Annotated in this window: 21 protein-coding genes, 1 tRNA gene and 1 pseudogene; 11 read left to right on the top strand and 12 right to left on the bottom strand. The window is 57.9% G+C overall.

Annotated elements, in window-relative coordinates; all coding sequences use genetic code 11:
* Positions 1-169 precede the first annotated feature (169 nt).
* From ACUTJJ_RS20280 to ACUTJJ_RS20265, 4 genes are all read right to left on the bottom strand, one after another.
* Complete coding sequence (locus ACUTJJ_RS20280; protein ID WP_445543243.1) at positions 170-1,078, bottom strand: DMT family transporter; 909 nt, start codon at positions 1,076-1,078, stop codon at positions 170-172.
* Positions 1,079-1,239: 161 nt separating this feature from the next.
* Complete coding sequence (locus tag ACUTJJ_RS20275; protein WP_063950766.1) at positions 1,240-1,629, bottom strand: DoxX family protein; 390 nt, start codon at positions 1,627-1,629, stop codon at positions 1,240-1,242.
* 239 nt (positions 1,630-1,868) lie between these two features.
* Complete coding sequence (locus tag ACUTJJ_RS20270; RefSeq protein ID WP_063950767.1) at positions 1,869-2,486, bottom strand: L,D-transpeptidase; 618 nt, start codon at positions 2,484-2,486, stop codon at positions 1,869-1,871.
* Between the two features lie 78 nt (positions 2,487-2,564).
* Positions 2,565-3,461 carry a DMT family transporter gene (locus ACUTJJ_RS20265; protein WP_445543242.1) on the bottom strand — a complete coding sequence of 299 codons (897 nt, stop codon included), beginning with the start codon at positions 3,459-3,461 and terminating at the stop codon, positions 2,565-2,567.
* A gap of 437 nt (positions 3,462-3,898) precedes the next feature.
* Here ACUTJJ_RS20265 and ACUTJJ_RS20260 point away from each other — a divergent pair, with 437 nt between their 5' ends.
* From ACUTJJ_RS20260 to ACUTJJ_RS20230, 7 genes and pseudogenes are all read left to right on the top strand, one after another.
* On the top strand, positions 3,899-5,308 hold the full coding sequence (locus tag ACUTJJ_RS20260; RefSeq protein WP_063950769.1) for a circularly permuted type 2 ATP-grasp protein: 1,410 nt from the start codon (positions 3,899-3,901) through the stop codon (positions 5,306-5,308).
* 3 nt (positions 5,309-5,311) lie between these two features.
* Positions 5,312-6,253, top strand: coding sequence for an alpha-E domain-containing protein (locus ACUTJJ_RS20255; RefSeq protein WP_063950770.1), 942 nt, complete (start codon positions 5,312-5,314; stop codon positions 6,251-6,253).
* A gap of 21 nt (positions 6,254-6,274) precedes the next feature.
* Positions 6,275-7,096, top strand: coding sequence for a transglutaminase family protein (locus ACUTJJ_RS20250; protein ID WP_445543241.1), 822 nt, complete (start codon positions 6,275-6,277; stop codon positions 7,094-7,096).
* 4 nt (positions 7,097-7,100) lie between these two features.
* A pseudogene (locus ACUTJJ_RS20245) lies at positions 7,101-7,696 on the top strand (class I SAM-dependent methyltransferase).
* 115 nt (positions 7,697-7,811) lie between these two features.
* A complete protein-coding gene (locus ACUTJJ_RS20240; RefSeq protein ID WP_063950773.1) occupies positions 7,812-8,270 on the top strand; it encodes a GNAT family N-acetyltransferase in 459 nt (152 codons plus the stop codon).
* Between the two features lie 54 nt (positions 8,271-8,324).
* Complete coding sequence (locus ACUTJJ_RS20235) at positions 8,325-8,732, top strand: VOC family protein (protein ID WP_445543240.1); 408 nt, start codon at positions 8,325-8,327, stop codon at positions 8,730-8,732.
* A gap of 30 nt (positions 8,733-8,762) precedes the next feature.
* Positions 8,763-9,398: a histidine phosphatase family protein gene (locus ACUTJJ_RS20230; protein WP_445543239.1), complete on the top strand. Its 636-nt coding sequence runs from the start codon at positions 8,763-8,765 to the stop codon at positions 9,396-9,398.
* Positions 9,399-9,603: 205 nt separating this feature from the next.
* On the opposite strand, the gene araD1 is transcribed toward ACUTJJ_RS20230, so the two are convergent.
* The 4 genes from araD1 to chvE all read right to left on the bottom strand — a co-directional run bounded on the left by araD1 (position 9,604) and on the right by chvE (position 14,605).
* Positions 9,604-10,599 carry a 2-keto-3-deoxy-L-arabinonate dehydratase AraD1 gene (gene araD1 / locus ACUTJJ_RS20225; protein ID WP_209087330.1) on the bottom strand — a complete coding sequence of 332 codons (996 nt, stop codon included), beginning with the start codon at positions 10,597-10,599 and terminating at the stop codon, positions 9,604-9,606.
* Positions 10,600-10,718: 119 nt separating this feature from the next.
* Positions 10,719-11,915 carry a sugar ABC transporter permease GguB gene (gguB, locus tag ACUTJJ_RS20220; RefSeq protein ID WP_063950777.1) on the bottom strand — a complete coding sequence of 399 codons (1,197 nt, stop codon included), beginning with the start codon at positions 11,913-11,915 and terminating at the stop codon, positions 10,719-10,721.
* Entirely contained in the window at positions 11,912-13,450 is a 1,539-nt protein-coding gene (gguA, locus tag ACUTJJ_RS20215; RefSeq protein ID WP_063950778.1) for a sugar ABC transporter ATP-binding protein GguA, read from the bottom strand. The genes gguB and gguA overlap by 4 nt, the downstream gene beginning before the upstream one ends.
* A gap of 90 nt (positions 13,451-13,540) precedes the next feature.
* Positions 13,541-14,605 (bottom strand): sugar ABC transporter substrate-binding protein ChvE, encoded by a 1,065-nt coding sequence (chvE, locus tag ACUTJJ_RS20210; protein WP_063950779.1) that lies wholly within the window; start codon positions 14,603-14,605, stop codon positions 13,541-13,543.
* 252 nt (positions 14,606-14,857) lie between these two features.
* On the opposite strand from chvE, the gene ACUTJJ_RS20205 reads away from it, so the two are divergent.
* Positions 14,858-15,865: a LysR family transcriptional regulator gene (locus tag ACUTJJ_RS20205; RefSeq protein ID WP_063950780.1), complete on the top strand. Its 1,008-nt coding sequence runs from the start codon at positions 14,858-14,860 to the stop codon at positions 15,863-15,865.
* A gap of 70 nt (positions 15,866-15,935) precedes the next feature.
* Positions 15,936-16,418 (top strand): hypothetical protein, encoded by a 483-nt coding sequence (locus ACUTJJ_RS20200; RefSeq protein ID WP_209087328.1) that lies wholly within the window; start codon positions 15,936-15,938, stop codon positions 16,416-16,418.
* A 48-nt stretch (positions 16,419-16,466) separates the two neighbouring features.
* Here the strand turns inward: ACUTJJ_RS20200 and ACUTJJ_RS20195 are convergent, their stop codons facing one another.
* Complete coding sequence (locus tag ACUTJJ_RS20195) at positions 16,467-16,730, bottom strand: hypothetical protein (protein WP_063950782.1); 264 nt, start codon at positions 16,728-16,730, stop codon at positions 16,467-16,469.
* 174 nt (positions 16,731-16,904) lie between these two features.
* Entirely contained in the window at positions 16,905-17,411 is a 507-nt protein-coding gene (locus tag ACUTJJ_RS20190) for a MarR family winged helix-turn-helix transcriptional regulator (RefSeq protein WP_445543238.1), read from the bottom strand.
* Between the two features lie 518 nt (positions 17,412-17,929).
* Here ACUTJJ_RS20190 and ACUTJJ_RS20185 point away from each other — a divergent pair.
* Positions 17,930-18,006 (top strand) — tRNA-Arg (locus tag ACUTJJ_RS20185).
* Between the two features lie 202 nt (positions 18,007-18,208).
* On the opposite strand, the gene ACUTJJ_RS20180 is transcribed toward ACUTJJ_RS20185, so the two are convergent.
* Positions 18,209-19,162 carry an acyltransferase gene (locus ACUTJJ_RS20180; RefSeq protein ID WP_445543237.1) on the bottom strand — a complete coding sequence of 318 codons (954 nt, stop codon included), beginning with the start codon at positions 19,160-19,162 and terminating at the stop codon, positions 18,209-18,211.
* On the bottom strand, positions 19,159-19,950 hold the full coding sequence (locus tag ACUTJJ_RS20175) for a GDSL-type esterase/lipase family protein (protein ID WP_296068561.1): 792 nt from the start codon (positions 19,948-19,950) through the stop codon (positions 19,159-19,161). The genes ACUTJJ_RS20180 and ACUTJJ_RS20175 overlap by 4 nt, the downstream gene beginning before the upstream one ends.
* A gap of 351 nt (positions 19,951-20,301) precedes the next feature.
* Between ACUTJJ_RS20175 and ACUTJJ_RS20170 the strand changes: the two genes are divergently transcribed.
* Positions 20,302-20,436, top strand: coding sequence for a hypothetical protein (locus ACUTJJ_RS20170; protein ID WP_256366757.1), 135 nt, complete (start codon positions 20,302-20,304; stop codon positions 20,434-20,436).
* Positions 20,437-20,738 lie beyond the last annotated feature (302 nt).

Below are 20,738 nucleotides of genomic sequence, written 5' to 3'. Positions count from 1 at the left end.
GCTCGCCATATACTGCTAGCCTCGCCCCCTCATCCCGCTGCCGCGGACTTCTCCCCCTCGGGGAGAAGAAACAAGCGGCACCCACTCGGTCTATATGCCGTTGTCCTGCACCCAGGCGCTTTTAAATTTCACCCCGCAAGTCCAAGCTTTGCGGGGTTTTTCTTTGTCTTCAACCGCCCTCGGCAACCGGCCGACGTCTTGACGGCAAGGTCATGGCCAGCACGCCTGCGATCACGCAGACCAGCCCCACCCACATGGCTGATGTCGGCATTTCCCCCAGAAACACCATGCCGATGGCGACACCGACCGGCACCCTGAGATAAGCCTGCGAGGTCGTGCCCACCGAGCCCAGCGTCTGCATCAGCCGGAAATAGATCATGAAGGCGAGCGCGGTGGAAAAGACGCTGAGGCACACAAGTGCCGTCAATGATTCCGCCGAAGGCGACAAGGTCCAGGGTCGGTCAACGATCAGGCTGACGGGAAACAGCAGAACCGCACCGCAGATCAGCGAGCCGGCTGCCGGCATGATCGGATCGAGCCCTTTGAAATTTTTACTGAAAATGGCCGCGCAGGCATAGGAAAACGCTGCGGTCAGCACGGCGAACTGGCTCCATAGCGCGTCGCCCGCTCCATCTAGCGCTTCCATGCCGATGATGAGGCACACGCCGGTCATGCCGGCAATGGTGCCGAACAGCTTGCGCCCGCTCACCGCCTCATGCCGGATGACCAGCGCGGTGAGAAGGAAGGTGAAGATCGGCGTCGTGGCATTGAGAATGACGGCAAGCCCGGCATCGATGCTCTGTTCCGCCCAGGCGATCAGCGTGAAGGGCAGCACGCTGTTGATACAGGCCTGGATGAAGAACAGCCGCCACGTCGCAACATCCGTGGGCAAGCGCAGCCCGCGCAGCCAGATGACCGCGAGAAGCAGCAGACCAGCAATCAGCGTGCGCGATGCGATGAAGGTGATGGGCGGGATGGTCTCCACCCCGATCTTGATGAAGGTGTAGGAAGCGGCCCACAGCGTGGACAGCAGGGCGAGAAACAGCAATTCACGGGCGATGGTGTTCTGTGGGTTCACGGATCAATCTTCCAACTGCATTTAGGAGGAACCGTTCCTAACCCGAAAACAAGCATCAATGCTTCGGCGGCGACCGAAGTTTTTGCCACTTCAAAACACGAGGCCCCGCATGGTTCCAGCCATGCGGGGCCTCAATAAAGATCGGTGATGACAGCCGGCGATCAGGCCCGGCGTTCATCCACGGAGAAAGCGCCCGGACCGGCCGCAAAAAGATAAAGGAAGATGAAGCAGAACAGGATAGCCGCATCGCCGCCGTTGAGCGCTGGGAAGAAGCTCTTCGGCCCATGTGCGATGAAATAGGCGACCGCCATCTGGCCGGACAGGATGAAGGCGACCGGACGCGTGAAGAGGCCGATCAGCACCAGAATACCGCCGACGAATTCCAGAAGCGCCGCCACCAGCAGCATGGTCGGCAGAGAGCCCTCCATCTGCGATGCCGGAAAACCGAACAGCTTCTGCGTTCCGTGCGAAATGAAAAGCAGCGCTGTCATGATGCGCAGCGCGCCGAGCGCCTGCGGGCGATAACGCGAGAGAGAGTCGAACATTGCCATTTTAATGTGTCCCCGTTGAAGTGGTGAAGCGCCGTCGACGACGCGATGGCACGTTTATGGATACACCTCTGGCATAGCGGAAATCACGTTTCCGATATTGCAGAACCACCTAAAATACGCAAACCCCGATTTTCTACAAATAGTTGATTTGACCATAGAAAACTTACTTGCAGTCCGAAAAATCAACTCAGAGCTTCAGACATTTTTTCTGATCGCGAGGGCGGAAAATCCGCCCCTGATCAGGCCTGCAGCACAACCACCTTCGAGCCCACGGGCACGCGGCTATAGAGGTCGATGATATCATGGTTCAGCATGCGGATGCAGCCGCTCGACATGGCATGGCCGATGGACTGCGGCTGGTTGGTGCCATGCAGGCGGAACATGGTGTCGTTGCCGCCGCGATAAAGATAAAGCGCACGTGCCCCGAGCGGATTGTTCGGGCCACCGGGCATGCCGGCTGCGAATTTGAGATTGCGTGGATCGCGGCGCATCATGTTGGCAGTCGGCGTCCAGGACGGCCATTCCGCCTTGCGGCCGATATAGGCATCACCCTTGAGCGCGAGACCCTGTCGGCCAACGCCGACGCCGTAGCGCATGGCGCGCCCGTCACCCAGAACATAGTAAAGCCGACGCGCCGGTGTGTCGACCACGACGGTGCCAGCCGGGTGGTGCGTCTCGTAGGCCACTTCCTGACGGCGCAGCTCCGGCTTGACCTTGTCGAGGTGCATGGCGGGCAGCGGAAATTTCTCTTCCGGCTTCGCCGCATAATTAAGCCTTTGCTCACCCATCCCGGTATGCGCGCAACCAGCCAGAAACAGCGGTAATCCGAACAGAACACCACGACGTGAAATAGACATGTAACCCCCGGCAAATCATGTGATTAACGAGAGGTATAATTTTATGGTTAACAAACCTCTAATATGAGGTTGTGGGAATCAACGCGCTGCAACCGTCCCCGACGGTTTGCGGTTGGTCAGGTAGACCCCGGTGACCGCAAGGACCGTGCCGGCGATCATGGCCGGTGTCAGGGTTTCTCCGAAAAGAAGGGCTGCTTCCACCGCCGCAAGCGGTGGTACGAGATAGATCAGCGAGGCGGCGCGCGAGACCTGCCCACGCCGTATTAAATAAAGAAGCAGCGCAACCGCACCGATGGATATGGCACCCACCGACCAGGCAAGCGTCGCGGCAAGACCAAAGCTCCAGTCTATGTGGCCATCCTCCAGAAGCAGGGCAAACGGCACCGTTACCAGCAGCGCCCCGACATATTGCAGCGTAGCAATCGCCATGATGTTTCCGCCCTGGACATATTTCTTCTGATAGAGCGTTGCGAATGTGACCGAAGTCATGCCCAGCACATTGACCGCCACGGCGTAGAGCGGCACAGACAGGCCCGTCGAACCACCCGCCATGACCTTTGGCAGGACCGCTATGGTAATGCCGGCAAAGCCGATGACCAGGCCCGCGCGTTGCAGCGGCGAGATTTTTTCGGCGATCATGAAGCGGGCGGCGACTGCCGTCATCAACGGCTGCAGCCCGGCAATGATCCCGCCGATCGCCGCCGGAACACCCTGGCCAATCGCCCACCAGATCATTCCAAGGTAAAGGCCGTGCAGGAAGACACCGGACAGGATTGCCCGAAAGACCTCCGTCAATGTCCGCGGCCATGGAATGGAAGAGACCCAGCAGATGAACCACAGCAGCAGCCCGGCAAGCAGATACCGCAGACAGAGGAAGGTCAGTGGCCCGGTATAATAGACGGCATATTTCGCGGTGACCCAACCGGTCGACCAGAGAAAGACGAAGATGGCCGGGGCCAGACGGTCGAGCGACATGGTAACTCCCCCTCAGCCGCGTCGTGGCCATAACCGGAAGTGGTGCGGGACAGGCGGCGTACAAGAATTTTCGATTATGCAGGCCGGCGAATGATCGAGCCGTGGTTCATCATGGCGGTATAAGCAACGCGGCAAAAGGTCAAAGGTGTTTTCGTCATCGCATCTTTCAGATTTTCTGATGCGACCGTCGAGATCAATCAGACAAAAGCGACCGACCAAATTTTATGCATTCGCACACGGCACACACAGCTTTGTCACCGCGATCGCCGCTTCCTTTCACGCAACGAATTTGTCTATGCCGCATTTATAGGCTGAAGCTAAAAAAACGCTTCTTTTTTAAAACTCTAGAGTGACGAAAAATCTTCTAGGGCAGCCCCGCATAGTTCTTGCATTGCATTTCCCGTTGTATTCATATGGCAAAAAAGGGGACATCGAAGTTGGCATTTGACGAAATGATAAATGCGGACGACACGCCGCGAAGCCCATATGAAAACTACAACGAATGGTACAGCCGGCAGGACAGGGCGCACCTGATCCAGAAGTCAAAAGACGCTGAAAACATCTTCCGAAAAACCGGTATTACTTTCGCGGTCTATGGCCACGCCGACAGTTCAGAAAAACTGATACCCTTCGATATTATTCCACGCATCATCTCCGGCCGTGAGTGGCGCAAACTGGCCCAGGGCATCGAACAGCGGGTTCTCGCCCTCAATGCTTTCCTCGATGATATCTACCACAAGCAGGAAATCATCCGCGCCGGTCGCATTCCCCGGGAGATCATCGAGAAGAACGAAGCCTTCCTGCCGGAAATGATCGGTTTCACGCCGCCCGGAGGCGTTTACACCCATATCGTTGGCACCGATATCGTCCGCACCGGCGAAGACCAGTTTTATGTTCTGGAAGACAATGCCCGCACGCCGTCAGGTGTCAGCTACATGCTGGAAAACCGCGAAACGATGATGCAGATGTTCCCGGAGCTCTTCCACGAAAACCGCGTGCGGCGGGTGGAGGATTATCCCTATCTGCTGCGCCAGTCGCTTGCTTCACTGGCCCCGCCCGGCTGCACCGGCAGACCACGCGTCGCGGTACTGACCCCCGGCATCTACAATTCCGCCTATTACGAGCACTCGTTCCTCGCCGACATGATGGGTGTGGAGCTGGTGGAAGGTTCCGACCTGCGTGTCATGGACGGCAAGGTCAAGATGCGAACGACACGCGGTTATGAGGCGATCGACGTTCTCTACCGCCGCGTCGACGACGACTTCCTCGACCCGTTGACGTTCCGGCCGGATTCGGCGCTTGGCGTTCCCGGCATCATGGATGTCTATCGCGCCGGCAACATCACCATCGCCAATGCCCCCGGCACCGGCATTTCCGACGACAAGGCGATCTATTCCTACATGCCCGAGATCGTCGAATTTTATACCGGCCGCAAGCCGCTCTTGGAAAACGTGCCGACCTGGCGCTGTTCCGAGCCCGACAGCCTGAAATACGTTCTCGACAACCTCGCCGAACTCGTCGTCAAGGAGGTCCACGGTTCAGGCGGTTACGGCATGCTGGTCGGCCCGACCGCGACCAAACGCGAGCGCGCACTGTTTGCCGACAAGCTGCGGGCGCGCCCTTCGAATTACATTGCGCAGCCGACGCTGTCGCTCTCCACCGTGCCGATCATGGTGAAAAACGGCATTGCGCCGCGCCATGTCGACCTGCGCCCCTACGTGCTTGTTTCGGACAAGGTGCAGATCATCCCCGGCGGCCTGACCCGCGTTGCCCTCAAGAAGGGTTCGCTGGTGGTCAATTCCAGCCAGGGCGGCGGCACCAAGGATACGTGGGTACTGGAGGACTAAGCCATGCTGGGCAGAACGGCAAACGGGCTCTACTGGATGTTCCGGTATATCGAGCGCGCTGAAAACATCGCCCGGCTGATCGATGCGGGCCTGCGCGTTTCCCTGACGCGCTCGGGCAGCGGCGACGAGGACTGGGACGGCGTGTTGCAGAGCGCGGGCGTTCACGAAGCTTTTCTCGAAACACATGAGAAGGTGACGACGGCCAATGCGATCGATTACCTCTTGCGGGACAAGGCCAACCCGTCGAGCGTCATGTCCTGCATCGAAGCGGGCCGCAACAACGCGCGCATGGTGCGCACGGCACTGACGCGCGAGACGTGGGAAGCCACCAACGAATTCTGGATCGAGCTGAAAAACATCCTCGGCCGCAAGCTCAGCCACGCAGAGCTGCCGCAGACCATCGATGTGATCAAACATCGCGCCGGTCTGGTGCGCGGCGCCTTCCATGGCTCCATGCTGCGCAACGATCTCTATAACTTCTCCCGCATCGGCACCTTCATCGAGCGGGCGGACAACACGGCGCGCATCCTCGACGTCAAATATTACGTGCTGCTGCCGGCCGTGGCGCATGTGGGCTCGTCGCTCGACAATGCGCAATGGGAATCCATCCTGCGCTCGGTCTCGGCCCACCGTTCCTATGGCTGGGTCTATGATGCGGAATACAAGCCGGCCAATATCGCCGACTTTCTCATCCTCAACGGCCGCATGCCGCGTTCGCTCGCCTATTGTTACGAAAAGATCGCCAGCAACCTCAATTACATTGCCGACGACTACAGCGAGAGGCACAAGGCGCACGACACGGCCGAGAGCATTCGCGACAGCCTGCGCACGACCACCATCGCCCGGGTGATGGACGAGGGGCTGCATGAGTTCCTGGAAAGGTTCGTGCACCGCAACGGGCAACTGGGACAGGAAATAACGGAAGGCTACCGCTTCTATCAATAAGCGCGTGGACGGGGACAGCTGATGCGTCTGAAAATCACCCATACGACGGACTATGTCTATGACGAGCCGATGCCCTACGCGTTGCAGCGGCTGCGCCTGACACCGCAGACCGGCCCAAGCCAGACGGTGGAGGACTGGGATGTCTCCGTCGATGGTGCGACCGTGGAAGTGACCTATGACGACCATTTCGGCAATCGCGTCGCACTGGTGGAAACCGAAGGGCCGCAAAAGCGGGTGAAGGTGGTGGCGACCGGCACTGTCAGCACGCAGGATAAGGCAGGCGTGTTCGGTCACCACGTCGGCAGCGCGCCGCTATGGCTTTTCCTGCGGGAAACGCCGCGTACCAAACCCGGAAAACTGGTGCGCGAACTGGTGAAGGTGAGCGCCGGCGAGAGCGAGCTTGCCCGCCTCCACAATCTCATGGAGACCATCCACGGCAAGGTGGAATATGTGCCCGGCGCGACCGATATCGAAACCACGGCCGAAGCGGCGCTGGAAGCCGGCAAGGGCGTCTGCCAGGACCACGCCCATATTCTCATTTCCGCCGCCCGTCAGATGGGCCTGCCAGCGCGCTATGTGTCCGGTTATCTGATGATGGACGAGGTCGAGGAACAGACCGCCACCCACGCCTGGGCCGAGGTGCACCTACAGGGCCTCGGATGGGTCGGCTTCGACGCCGCCAACAATATCTGCCCCGACGACCGTTATGTCCGCATCGCGTCCGGCCTTTGCTATCGCGATTGCGCGCCGATATCGGGCATGCGCATTGGCCCGGCCGGTGAGACGCTCAGCGTCTCCGTTACCGTGCAACAATCGCAGAGCCAGAGCCAGTCGCAAAGCTGATATCATGGTTGCCAAGGACGACGATACCATCGTTTTCTACACGGTCAACGCAACCGCCTATACCACACGCGGACAGGTGGCAGACCGCCAGCATCTGGAGACATTCCTGTCGCAGTTGCAAACGGGCGCCAGCATCCTCGAGCTAGGATGCGGCGGCGGGCAGGACAGCGAATACATGCTGGCAGCCGGTTTCGACGTGCACCCGACCGATGGAACGCCCGACATCGCCAAAGCGGCGGAAACCCGGCTCGGCATTCCTGTCAGAACGTTGCTGTTTGAAGATCTCGATGAGGTCGGGCGCTATCACGGCATCTGGGCCAATGCCTGCCTGCTGCATGTGCCCCGCGCTGCCCTGCCGGGCATCATCGGCCGCATCCACACCGCGCTGAAACCGGGCGGAATCTTTTACGCGAGCTTCAAGGCCGGGGGGCTGAAGGGCGCGATACGTTCGGCCGCTATTACAATTATCCGTCGAGGTCATGGCTGGAGGAGCTTTATGGGCTATATGACTGGACGGGCATAGAGATCGAAGCCCGACAGGGTAGCGGTTACGACAAGCTGCCGACAGACTGGCTGCATGTCACGGCCGAAAAGCGCTGACCAACCGCCACAAGTTGACGGTTGCAAAAGGGTGCTGCACCCGTTTTAATCGCCGTTCTCAATTGAAAGCATGATCCGGTTTACCCTCTTGGGACAAACCGGCCGGGAGACGGCGTTGTACAGCATTTCCGACTATCGCGACTGCCTGTCGCATGGACCCATCATAGCAGAAAGGGTCTGGACGGCCTGGTGGCAGGGTAGCGGCCTCAAGGTGGACGATGTCATCGAGCACCTCAAAGAGATGACCAATCCTTACGCCCTCCCCACCGGCTTTGTCGCCCATGATGGAGACGCCTATGTCGGCTCCGCCTTTCTCATTCATTCCGATCTCGAGGAACGCCCGCAATATCTTCCCTGGGTCGCCGCGCTCTGGGTGGAGGAAGGCCGCCGCCGCTCAGGCGTGGCGCGCGCCCTGATGCAGACCGCAACAAAGAGGGCCGCCGAACTCGGTTACGACACGGCCTACCTCTGCTGCGAGGCAGGGCTTGAGGAGTATTACATCAACTGCGGCTGGAGCATCCTCGAAGGGGGCGTCGGCCAGCACGATCTGACCGTGCTGACCTACAAGACCTGACGCGGCCGGCCCTTTCCCACCATTCGTCACCGCGTCTGAACCATAGGAGGAACCATGCGACCGCCGACAGCCATCATGGAAACCGCGATCTATGTGAATGATCTCGAAGCCGCCGAGGCTTTCTACCGCGATGTCTTTGGGCTGGAGATCATCGGCAAGGTGCCCGGAAGCTTCGTCTTTTTCAGATGCGGGCAGCAGGTACTGCTGGTTTTCGACCCAGAGAAGTCGCGCAAGGCCGATCCCGACAACCCCATTCCCCGCCATGGCACGGCCGGTGCAGGCCACTTCTGCTTTTACGCAAGGGACAAAACGGAGGTAGACGGCTGGAAAGCACACTTCGAAACGCTCAAAATTCCCATCGAGCACTATCACCGTTGGCCGAATGACAGCTATTCGGTTTATATCCGCGATCCCTCCGGGAACTCTGTGGAAGTGGGAGAAGGCAAGCTCTGGGGATTTTGAACAGGACTGGCCGCAAAGAAGCAGGATACCGTGAAGAATATCTATGTCGTAACTCACCCTCAGTCGGTCCACCACATCGAGAACCGGGTTGGAGGCTGGTATGATACCGGACTGACTCCACATGGCAGGAACGATGCGGAGGCGGCGGCGGAAAGGCTGGCGATGCTGGTCGGCGGCGAACCCGTGGAAATCTTAAGCTCCGACCTGCTTCGTGCCGCGCAGACCGCAGAAATCATCGCGGAACGCTTCAGGCAGCCAATGGAGACCATGCGCGACCTCAGGGAAATGAGTTACGGCGAGGCCGAAGGCATGCCGCAGCAATGGCTTGATGAGCGTCAAATCCCGGCACCGCATCATAATCGCCTTGACCATCGCGGCGGCATTGCCGATGGCGAGACACGACGCGAATTCGCGGAAAGGGTCTATCGGGCCGTGGACATGATCATCGCGCGGCCCTGTCCCACGCAGATCATCGTGACCCATGGTTTTGCCCTGACCTTCGTCATCGCGGCATGGATCAAGATGCCGATCGACAGCGCAGGTTATGTCAGCTTCCCGGCGCGCTCCGGCAGCATCACCCATTTGAAGGAAGACGATTACTGGCAAAACCGCGCCGTCGTTTCACTGGCGGATGTTTCGCATCTGCAGGATTTTGCCTCGCGATAGCGACATTTGCTCGTGATCAGTCGACGCAGACAATATGACCTGCGTCATTCCGGCCTTGAGCCGGAAACCAGCCAACGCGCGTCTGCGCGGAGAAAAGACTCTTTTCAGCCCAAAAACTCGGGCTGGCTGGATACCGGCTCAAGGCCGGTATGACGAAGAGAGGAAGCAATTGCTCCCTCTATCATTCCCAAAGATTGCCCTTAGATCAGATCTGGCGGACCACGATCTCTTCTTCCGCATCGACCGCCAGCGGGTTCTTCAGCGGCAGGCCGAAACCGGCGGCCTCAATCTCAAACACGTCGCCCTCTTCCGGCTTGATACCTTCGGCGAAGGAAAGCGTTGCCGTGCCGAACATGTGCACATGCACATCGCCAGGCGCACGGAACAGGCCGTATTTGAAGTGGTGATATTCGAGGTTCGCGAAGGTGTGGGACATGTTGTCCTCACCCGAAACGAACGGCTTTTCGAAGATGACCTTGTCGCCGCGACGAATGCGCGAGGTACCACGAATATCGGACGGCGGTGCGCCGACGCGGATTTCGGGGCCGAAACTCGCCGGACGCAGCTTGGAATGGGCAAGGTAAAGATAGTTGATCCGCTCGGTGACGTGATCGGAAAACTCGTTCGACACGGCAAAACCGATACGCACCGCTTCACCCTTGTCGGAAATGACGTAGATACCCGCCATCTCAGGTTCTTCGCCGCCATCAAGCGCGAAGGATGGCGAGGTGAGCGCCGCACCCGGTGCTGCCGCCACATGGCCGTTGCCCTTGTAGAACCACTCAGGCTGCACGCCCTTTTCACCGGCCTTCGGCTTGCCGTTTTCGAGACCCATGCGGAACATCTTCATGGAGTCCGTCAGGCTTTCTTCCGCCGCTTCCGTGGTCTTCTTGTGCATGCTGTCGCGGGTTGCGGCCGAACCGAGATGGGTGAGGCCGGTACCGGTCAGATGCAGATGCGCCGGATCGGGGTGGGTGATCGGCGGCAGGAAGCGACCTTCGGCATACGCCTTTTCAAGATCGACGGCATCGCCCAGACCGTGCGCCGAAATGACGTCGGCGAGGTTCTTGCCGCCATTGGCCGCTTCCATGGCAAGCGCATAAACGGACGCTGCGCCCTTGACTGCGCGTGCCTCTCCGCCTTCTTCGCGAACCGCTACGATGATGTTTCCACTGGCATCTTTGATCTGTGAAATGAGCACGGGATTTCCTTCCTCCGGCGCCAAGCGCCTTTATCTCTTCTACGCGGCGCAATGCGCCTGCATCTTATGAAAGTGGCCGGAAACCGGCCACTTTTAGGACTGCGATAGGGGTGAGCCGATCAGCCCTTGTTCTTGTTGTAGACGTCGAAGAACACGGCGGCGAGCAGCACGAGGCCCTTGACCATCTGCTGGAAGTCGATGCCGAGGCCGACGATCGACATGCCGTTATTCATAACGCCCATGATGAAGGCGCCGATGACCGCACCGGTGATCTTGCCAACGCCGCCGGATGCCGAAGCGCCGCCGATAAAGCAGGCCGCGATCACGTCAAGCTCGAAGCCCACGCCGGCCTTCGGCGTTGCCGAGTTGAGGCGGGTCGCGATGATCATGCCGGCGAGACCGGCAAGCACGCCCATGTTGACGAAAGTCAGGAAGCTCAGGCGTTCGGTATTGATACCGGAAAGCTTGGTCGCCTTCTCGTTGCCGCCCATGGCGTAGACGCGGCGGCCGATGGTCGTGCGGCGCGTCACGAAGCTGTAGAGCGCGATCAGCACCAGCATCACGATCAGCACGTTGGGCAGACCGCGATAGGTGGAAAGCTGATAGCCGAGGAAGAGGATGGCAGCAGCGATGACCAGATGCTGGACGACGAAGAAGCCAAAGGGTTCGACATCGATGCCGTGCTTCACATTCACGACGCGGCGGCGCCAGGCAAGATAGAAGAGCACGACGGGGATAAGGACGGTCAGGATCATCGAGGTCGTGTTCAAACCTTCAATGCCGCCGATATCGGGCAGGAACCCGGTGCTGATGATCTGGAAATCCGTCGGGAACGGGCCGATATTCTTGCCGCCGAGCACGAAGAGCGTGAGGCCGCGGAACACCAGCATGCCCGCCAGCGTCACGATGAAGGACGGAATGCGGTGATAGGCGATCCAGTAACCCTGGGCAGCACCGATGATACCGCCAATGACGAGGCAAATCAGCGCCGCAAGAAATGGGTTCATGCCCCATTGCACTGTCAATATGGCCGCGATCGCGCCGACGAAGGCAACGATGGAGCCGACCGAAAGGTCGATATGCCCCGCCACGATGACCAGCAGCATGCCCAGCGCCATGATGACGATGAAGGAGTTCTGCAGGATGAGGTTGGTCAGGTTCACAGGGCGGAACAGGATACCGCCGGTGTAGAACTGGAAGAAAACCATGATGGCGACGAGCGCGATCAGCATGCCGTATTCGCGGATGTTGGAGCGAATATACGACCCGACCGAGATGACGTTACTTTCTTCGTTTGTGGTGTTTGCCGAACTCATGAGTTCTTCTCCCCTGAGCGCATGATAGCGCGCATGATGCTTTCCTGGCTCGCCTCTGCCTTCGGCAATTCAGCGACGATGCGGCCTTCGTTCATGACGTAGATGCGGTCGCAATTGCCGAGCAGTTCGGGCATTTCCGATGAGATCATCAGAACGCCTTTACCTTCGGCAGCGAGCTGGTTGATGATGGTGTAGATTTCGTATTTCGCGCCGACATCGATACCGCGGGTCGGTTCATCGAGGATCAGCACGTCAGGATTGGAGAACAGCCACTTGGACAGCACGACCTTCTGCTGGTTGCCGCCCGAGAGGTTGACTGTTTCCTGGAAAATGCCCGAAGACCGGATGCGCAGGCGCGTGCGGAAATCGCTCGCCACCTTCATTTCCTTGATATCGTCGATGACGCTGGCATTCGAGACGCCGGCGAGATTGGCCAGCGTGGTGTTGTGCAGGATATTGTCGTTGAGCACGAGACCAAGATGTTTGCGGTCTTCCGTCACATAGGCGAGACCTGCATCGATCGCCTTGCGCACGGTGCTCACATCCACCGGCTTGCCGTGGAGCAAGACGTCGCCGCTGATCTTGTGGCCGTAGGACTTGCCGAACACGCTCATCGCAAATTCGGTGCGTCCTGCGCCCATCAGGCCGGCGATACCGACGACTTCGCCCTTGCGCACGGTAATGTTGATGTCGTGCAGAACCTGGCGGTCACGATGCTGCTGGTGATAGGCATTCCAGTTCTTCACTTCGAGAATGGTCTCGCCGATCGGCACGTCGCGCGGCGGATAACGATCCTCGAGATCGCGTCCCACCATGTTGCGGATGATCACATCCTCACTGATTTCTTCCTTGTGACAGTCGAGCGTCTTCACGGTCATGCCGTCACGCAGCACGGTGATCTGGTCGGCCACCTTGCGCACTTCGTTCAGCTTGTGGGTGATGATGATCGACGTCATGCCCTGCTTGCGGAATTCCATCAGCAGGTTCAGCAGCGCCTCGGAATCGCTTTCGTTGAGCGATGCCGTAGGCTCATCGAGGATGAGCAGCTTCACGCTCTTCGACAGCGCCTTGGCGATTTCGACCAGCTGCTGCTTGCCCACGCCGATATCCGTGATCAGCGTCTCCGGCGATTCCTTCAGACCCACCTTCTTCAGGAGTTCGCGGGTACGGTTGAAGGTCTGCTGCCAGCTGATGACGCCGTTCGAGGCGACTTCGTTGCCAAGGAAGATGTTTTCCGCAATCGACAGGAGCGGCACGAGCGCCAGCTCCTGGTGAATGATGATGATACCAATATCTTCGCTGTCGTTGATGGCGCGAAAGTTTCTGACGGCGCCTTCGTAATGGATTTCGCCCTCATAGGAGCCGGCGGGGTAAACACCGGAAAGGACCTTCATCAAGGTCGACTTTCCCGCGCCGTTCTCACCGACGAGTGCGTGGATCTCACCCTCTTTCACCTTGAGGTTAACGTTCTCAAGCGCTTTCACGCCCGGAAACGTCTTGGTGATGTTCCGCATTTCGAGAATGGTATTGGCCATATCGCAATCCAGCGCCCGATTAGTTCAGGCGTTTTTATTTTTATGGAAAAACGGGGATGACGCCAAGCCATCCCCGCATGTGTCTGCAGCTTATTTCAGCTGGTCTTCCTTGTAGTAACCGCCATCGACGAGAACCTGCTTGTAGTTCTCCTTGGTCACGGCAACAGGCTTCAGGAGGTAGGACGGAACGACCTTGACGCCATTTTCATAGGTCTTGGTGTCGTTCACTTCCGGTTCCTTGCCTTCCATGACAGCGTTGACCATGTTCACGGTCACCTTGGCGAGTTCGCGGGTGTCCTTGAAGATGGTGGAGTACTGCTCGCCGGCAATGATCGACTTCACGGAAGGAACTTCAGCGTCCTGACCGGAAACGACCGGCAGCGGCTGCTCCTTCGTGCCATAACCAACGCCCTTGAGCGAGGAGATGATGCCGATGGACAGACCGTCGTAAGGCGACAGAACGGCGTCAACCTTGGCATCGGTGTAGTAGGCCGAGAGAAGGTTATCCATGCGGGCCTGGGCCGTTGCCGGATCCCAGCGCAGCGTGCCGACCTTGTCCATGCCGGTCTGGCCGGACTTCACGACCAGCTTGCCGCTGTCGATGTAAGGCTGGAGAACCGACATTGCGCCATCATAGAAGAAGAAGGCGTTGTTGTCGTCCGGGGAGCCGCCGAAGAGTTCGATGTTGAACGGACCCTTGCCGTCCTTCAGACCAAGCTTGTCGACGATCGAAGTCGCCTGCAGAACGCCAACCTGGAAGTTGTCGAAGGTGGCGTAGTAGCTGACGTCGCCGCTGTTGCGGATCAGGCGGTCATAAGCGATGACCTTGATGCCCTGCTGTCCAGCCTGCTTCAGAACGTCCGACAGCGTGGTGCCATCGATCGATGCGATCACGAGGACCTTGACGCCCTTGGTGACCATGTTCTCGATCTGGGAAAGCTGGTTCGGAATATCGTCGTCAGCATACTGCAGGTCGGTGGTGTAACCGGCTTCCTGAAGCTGCTTTACGATGTTGTTGCCGTCGTCGATCCAGCGTGCGGACGATTTCGTCGGCATTGCGATACCGACAGAACCCTTGTCCTGTGCGAAAACCGGCGCTGCGAAAGAAGCAGCACCGATGGCACAAGCTGCCATCAGCGAAATAATGGACTTCATAAACTCTCTCCCTTGAGCCCTTCTATGGCGCCCGCTGCTGCGGTGCACCATGAAATTCATGCCGTCAGAGGAAGAAGCCGCATTGCGCTCGTTCCTTTTCGCACATGCGAAACAGAACAGCTGCCGCTCCTCCCCGGCATTCCGCAAATTGTTCTGAATCCATATAACTGTCAAATAGAATATATCGGTTTCCATATATCAATTTTGCTATATTAAATCGATACAAAAACCGATGAGGGGTATAAACTGCGAATGAGCAACCAAAGAGTGTATGAGCAGGCGCAAACGACGGACGCCCTTTTTGTCTTCGAAGACAACCCTCTTCTGCGGGCTGGATTGAAGATGAGCCACCTGCGCATGCTGGTCATGATAGAGGAGCACGGCCAGGTCAGCGCGGCTGCCGCCGCCATGAACATGACCCAGCCCGCCGCCTCGCGCATGCTCGCGGAAATGGAAGCGATCGTCAAATCACCCCTTTGTCAGAGAGCCTCGCGCGGCGTGGTGCTGACGAAATTCGGCGAGGCGCTGGCGCGTCGGGCTCGCACCATCCTTCTGGAACTGCGCGAAGCGAGCCGCGAACTCAACCAGATGAAATCGGGAAGCGGCGGCTCCGTCTTCATCGGCGCTGTCACCGCACCGGCGATCAGCCTTGTGGTTCCCGCCATAAGGCGCGCCATGGATACCTATCCCGGCATTGAAATCAACGTGCAGGTGGAAAGCAGCAACGTGCTGGCTCGCGAATTACTGGCGGCCCGGCACGATTTTATCATCGGCCGTATCCCTGATGATTTCGATCCGAGCCTTTTCTCCATCCACGAAATCGGCATCGAGCGGGCCTGTCTGGTGGTGCGCCAGGACCATCCGCTGCTGTTGCGCGGCGAGCCCGTGACCCTGCAGGACCTCTCCGCCTATGACTGGGTGTTCCAACCGCCGGGCGCGCTGTTGCGCAGAACCATGGAGGATGTGTTCCTGACCCATGGCGTCGCCATGCCGCGCAACGTCATCAACACGCCCTCCGTCGTACTGACGCTCGCTTTGGTCTGCAACACGGATGCCATCGCGCCCATTGCGCAGGACATGGCGGAGTTCGTGGCCGGCCAGCAGGCCGATATCGGCCGAACCCGCATCCTGCCGACGGATTTCGAACTTGTGGTGAAGCCCTATAGCATCATCACCACCAAAGGCAGGGTCCTGCCGCCCAGCGCCCGTCTGCTTTACGATCTGGTGCTGGATGAAAGCCGGAAGCTGACGGGCCTTTGATGGCTGCAAGCCCGGCACCATTTTCATGCGCTAAAAAAGCCGCATCATCCAACCGGCACAGGAAAGCCGCATGCTCTTCGGACAATCCGTCTTTCAGTCGGTCGTTGAACGGCTGAAGCAGGAGAAAGAAGAACGGGACGAAAGCCTGGATCAGCGACCGCCTGCCGGCCATCGTATCGCCGGCTTCAGTTCCGGCTTTGTCATCGATACCCATAGCGAGGCGCCACCGGAAAAAAACGGGAATCTCGATGCCTACTTCGCCTTCCTGGCGGAGCCCGCACCGCCCCCGGGGCCAACACCGAAGCCGGAGCCTGAGGCCATGCCGGCGCATCTTGAAAAAACCTCGCTGGCGGACGTCTCTGCGGAACTCGCCATTCAGGACACCGACACGGCTGCCACGCTTGCGGAAAAGCGTCGTGCCTTTGCCCGCCTTAACCACCCCGACCGGGTAAAACCGCAGTTCCGGCACAATGCAACGCAGCGCATGACTGCGGCCAATCTGCTGATCGATCAGGCCATCCGCATGTTACGAACGCGCGAGCATTTCAGGTAAAATCGGCCGTGCTGAAGCAAGAGGTATTAGACGAAGGAAAGGGACGCCTCAACCGGCGTCGTTTTTATCGGCTGGCGTGCTGTCGACCGCGGGAACGTCGGCAACGTCGGCGCTTTTCGCGCTGGCATTTGCCGGCTTGAATTTCACCAACAGTTCGTAAGCGGCGTAGGCGCCGATGCCGGCAACGATGGTCCCCCAGAAAAACTCGCGATTGACGAATTCGATGATTGCCCATGCGGCGCAGAAGCCAACGATGAGCAACCGGACCCACAGCGGCCGGTAAAGCGGATGACTCGTATCGATATTTAGCATGGCGCTCCGTCCCGGACCTTTCCCGTCGATCAGTCAGCACCCCGATCTCCCTTGAGAAGTCGAGATGCGCATGCGTCTTGGCGGTTTCGCAGGAAAATTGCAACGCAATTCGAACCGCAGCCGATCAGGCTGCCGTGAAGAGAAGGCTCGGAAGCGATGATTGAGCTGCGACGGTCAGTCGCGCAGACGCCCCAGTAGGGACAGGAGTTGATCGCGTGCTTTTTTGCCGCCGATCCGGTCGATCAGCTTTTCTTCGCGGTCGCGCCAGCGGTCGGAAAGGCGGTCGAGCAAGTCGCTGCCTTCCTCGGTCATGTCGAGGAAATGAACGCGCCTGTCCTCTTCCGACTTGCGGCGGACAAGCAGGCCCTTCTCTTCCATGCTGTCGACGATCGCGACGAAATTTGCTCGCTGGATGCCAAGAGCTTCAGCAACATCGCTCTGCTTGAGGCCCGGATTACCGCCGACAATGACCAGAACGGAAAAATCGGCGGGTCGCAAACCGTGCCCGGCCAGCACTTCGGCAAAATCATTTGCCACGGCAAGTTGAGAGTGTCTCAAGTGATAACTGATCGCCGTCGTCAGCAAGCCGTAGTCGATTCCCGCCATCGCCGCGTCGCCGGAGCTGCCGCGCTCGGCCTTTTCCATCTGCGGCCCGTTGCTATGTGCCAGTCGCAAAGCCATCCGATCCCCCGCCTGATTCGCCTCTCGCATTGCCCGAACTATAGCCGACAACGCCGCAAAACTGTATCCCTAATAAATGTAGATGATACTAATATTGTAGAATAATTTGACAGTTAATGCCCGCTACCGAAAAACGTAAGCGGAATTCACGCGCTCGCCGACAAGAAAAGTATGACTATTTATCAGCTAGTTTACAAGAGCAAAAAATGCCTCTGGATCGGCGCTCAAAGGCATTTCCGTGATTGCAATCACCCGACCGCAGGAAAGAGCCGAACCCGCAAATTTCCCCCATAAGATACTACTTATAGGAGAATGAGAAGCTCTGTCGAAAAGACAATACGTCAAATGACCCATCTTGGCACCCGGCGGTCCGCACGCCAGATGCCCAAGAACCACGTCCTCGACTGGCCGCACCGAAAATCCGATCAGCATTCGTAAATCTTCGATTTTTAGACATTGATGCCGACACCAAGCTAGGGTATGAACCAACCGCTGCACGCGATTCAAGCGTGACCGCTGCACCCGTAGCTCAGCTGGATAGAGTGTTGGATTCCGATTCCAAAGGTCACAGGTTCGAATCCTGTCGGGTGCGCCATATCTTCGGTTTTTCTGCCTGCCCTTCATTGTGACGAAAAGCCTTCTGCCATTGAGCCAATGTCTTTCGCCGTCGTCGAGTGACCTGCGCCCACATGACGCAAATGAGCCGGGCCGGCCGCCTATCCGCCCTCAGGCGGCACCGGGTAGTTGGCATAGGTGTCAGGCTGTTGCCGCCCGCGTTTCGAGCGTCGTGCGTGCTCTCAGGCCGAAACCAGCTTCCGCGCGGGTGATTGAAGCAGCAAGCGAGCAATTACCAGTGACATCAACGCGGCGGCAATCGTGACGGTGAAGGCAGGGAGAGGCCCGGTGGAAACGAGATGGGCTGCCAGAACTTTTAAAACAAAAAGATGAATGAGATAGGCGCCGAGAACCGCTTTTCCCCACCCCCTGTCCGATATGTTCACTGAAAGAAACAGACCGAACAAACCGACAGAAAACGGAACGGTGCCGAACGAATATTCTACCGTAGCAGGAAATCGTCCTGAGAGAATTCCCTCCGATAGCTGGACTACGATTCCGCCGAGCGCCATCGTCGCGAAAAACAGCCTGTTTGCATGCAAGAAGCGCGATCCTTGCAACAGGTAGCCGATCATCAGGAGCAGAGGAGCCTCGATTATCCCGTTACGATATGTGAACAACGGAAATCTGAGCCCAAAAAGGTGGCCATAAGTTCCGATGAGAACCCCGCTTGCATAAAGGCAACATGCGGAAATCAAAGCGGTTTGCTCTCCAAACCTGTCGATGGCGATCCAGCATAGAGCGGAGCCGAGCACAAGCGCAGACAGAAACCACAAATGGAAACCCGGGCCGCCAGTGAAGGGAACGGCAAGATAGGCCGCTATCTTCACTCCAAATTCCCGAGGATAAAGGCCCGAGAATTCCGCAATCATATAAATTGCAATCCATGCCACGAATATCGGGACGATCTTGCTAACGAGTTTCCACGAGGCCGCATGGGGTTTTGCTATCTCCTCCCGCTTCCAAAGGTAGCCGGAAATGATGAAAAAGCCTGGAACGGCAAATCTGGAAAGCTGGTCGGAAACGTATCCCGTCACCCGCCAGTCCCCGAAAAGGCCGAGCGCATTGGCATGAATAACGACCACAGCAAAAAATCCGATGAGGCGCAGATGCTCTATACCGTAACTCTTGCTCATCGCAGAAAGACGTCCCGATTAAGAAAACGAATGCTGGCTTCGCCGATATATCGCCTGATCAAAACATATGCAGGATCGGTGAAATGCAGATTATCGGCTCTGTACCATTGGCACTTGTAAGCGCCCTCGGGTGAACAAGAGAGTGTAAGGGGGCTGAGTTTGGGCTTCCCGACGTTTCCGCATGTCACCTCCCGCTCATCGATGACGACGGGGAAGACATTTTGCATCTGGTTCGGGATGTCTTCAATCAACGCGTTATATTGTTGTCGCGTGACATCGTAGTCCTGAAAGTCAGCCCCACGTGGTGGCACAGTCACGACGAATATGGGAGCATTGCCCCAGGCAATTCTCGCTTCCCTGATAATTGCCTTAAGACCCTCGAACACCCCGCACGCTGTCGTCCCGCCGTCACTGATATTATTGGTTCCGGCCAAAACAACCACTGCCTTGGGCTCGTTCATTCGCAGCTTTGCTTGCTCGAATCGCCATAATATTTGCTGCGTCCTGTCTCCGCCCACGGCAAAATCAAACACAGTTTGATTTGGGAAAGCATCTTTTACCGTTCTAGCCCAGTTGGCGAAGAGTGAATCTCCTACAAGAACGACATCTGCTCGTTCGGGGATGTTGTCCAGGACGTTTAGAGCCGCCTTATAGTTCCCCACTATTGCCGGAGGCGCAGGCGTGGTCGCAATCTTCGCCGATAAATCGGCGCAAGAAAACGCTTGAGCAAGCAATGTCGTCGGGAATAAAAAGATCGAAAGTATAGCTGTTATCAGAAATTTATTCATTGCTAAAATCCGAAAATATCAACAACTCTCCCAAGTACCAGCGTGATAACAACAAATATAACATTATGGGAAGCGAAATATATTTTAATGAATGCGTGCAAAGTCGGCCGCCTCAAATACGAACGGCGCGGCCCTAGCCGCCGTTGCCGCCGTCTGTGGCCGGTGGACATTCTGAAAACAACACGATGATTTCGCCGGCAACACCATTCCCGATCGTCCTGCCGAACAGGACGCCTCTGGCTGCGTCAAAAAGCCCGGCCGAGGGGCAATGGAAAGCTATTGTTGCGGCGGCCGGCTTGCGATAGCCCTGCCTGTAGGAAAATATCTCGAATAACGGACTGGAATAATCAAATGATGGACTGGGATTGGGTGGATTTGTTTCCGATCGTCTTCTTTCCGCTGAAGATTATCGTGCTGGGTACGGGCATGTACTTCGCCATCAAGTGGCATCACGATCAAGCCAAGAAAGAATCCGGCGGGCGCTAAGCCGCTACCCTGCATGGCTTCCCGCCGGTGCCTTCCACGCGCGCAGGCGCACCCAGACTTTCCGCGTAGGCAAAATATATGAACTGGCGGGGACGATTCCCCGCCAGTCGACTTTTTGCAGCCCTCAAAACTCCTGCCAGTCGCCCTTCGTGTCGATGGCGGCATTGCCGGAGAAGGCAGAGGCAAGCTTGCGGCCAAGAGCGCGGGCCGGAGAGGCAACGGACCTCTCGTTGCCGGTAGTGCGAACCGGAGCGGGCTGGGCTTTCGCCTGATAGCCGCCGTCCGCCAGCTTGAACTGCGCA

The sequence above is a fragment of the Agrobacterium sp. DKPNP3 genome (assembly GCF_052686535.1).
Note: the sequence above shows the minus strand (reverse complement) of the source record. Positions and strands in the feature narration are given on the sequence as shown.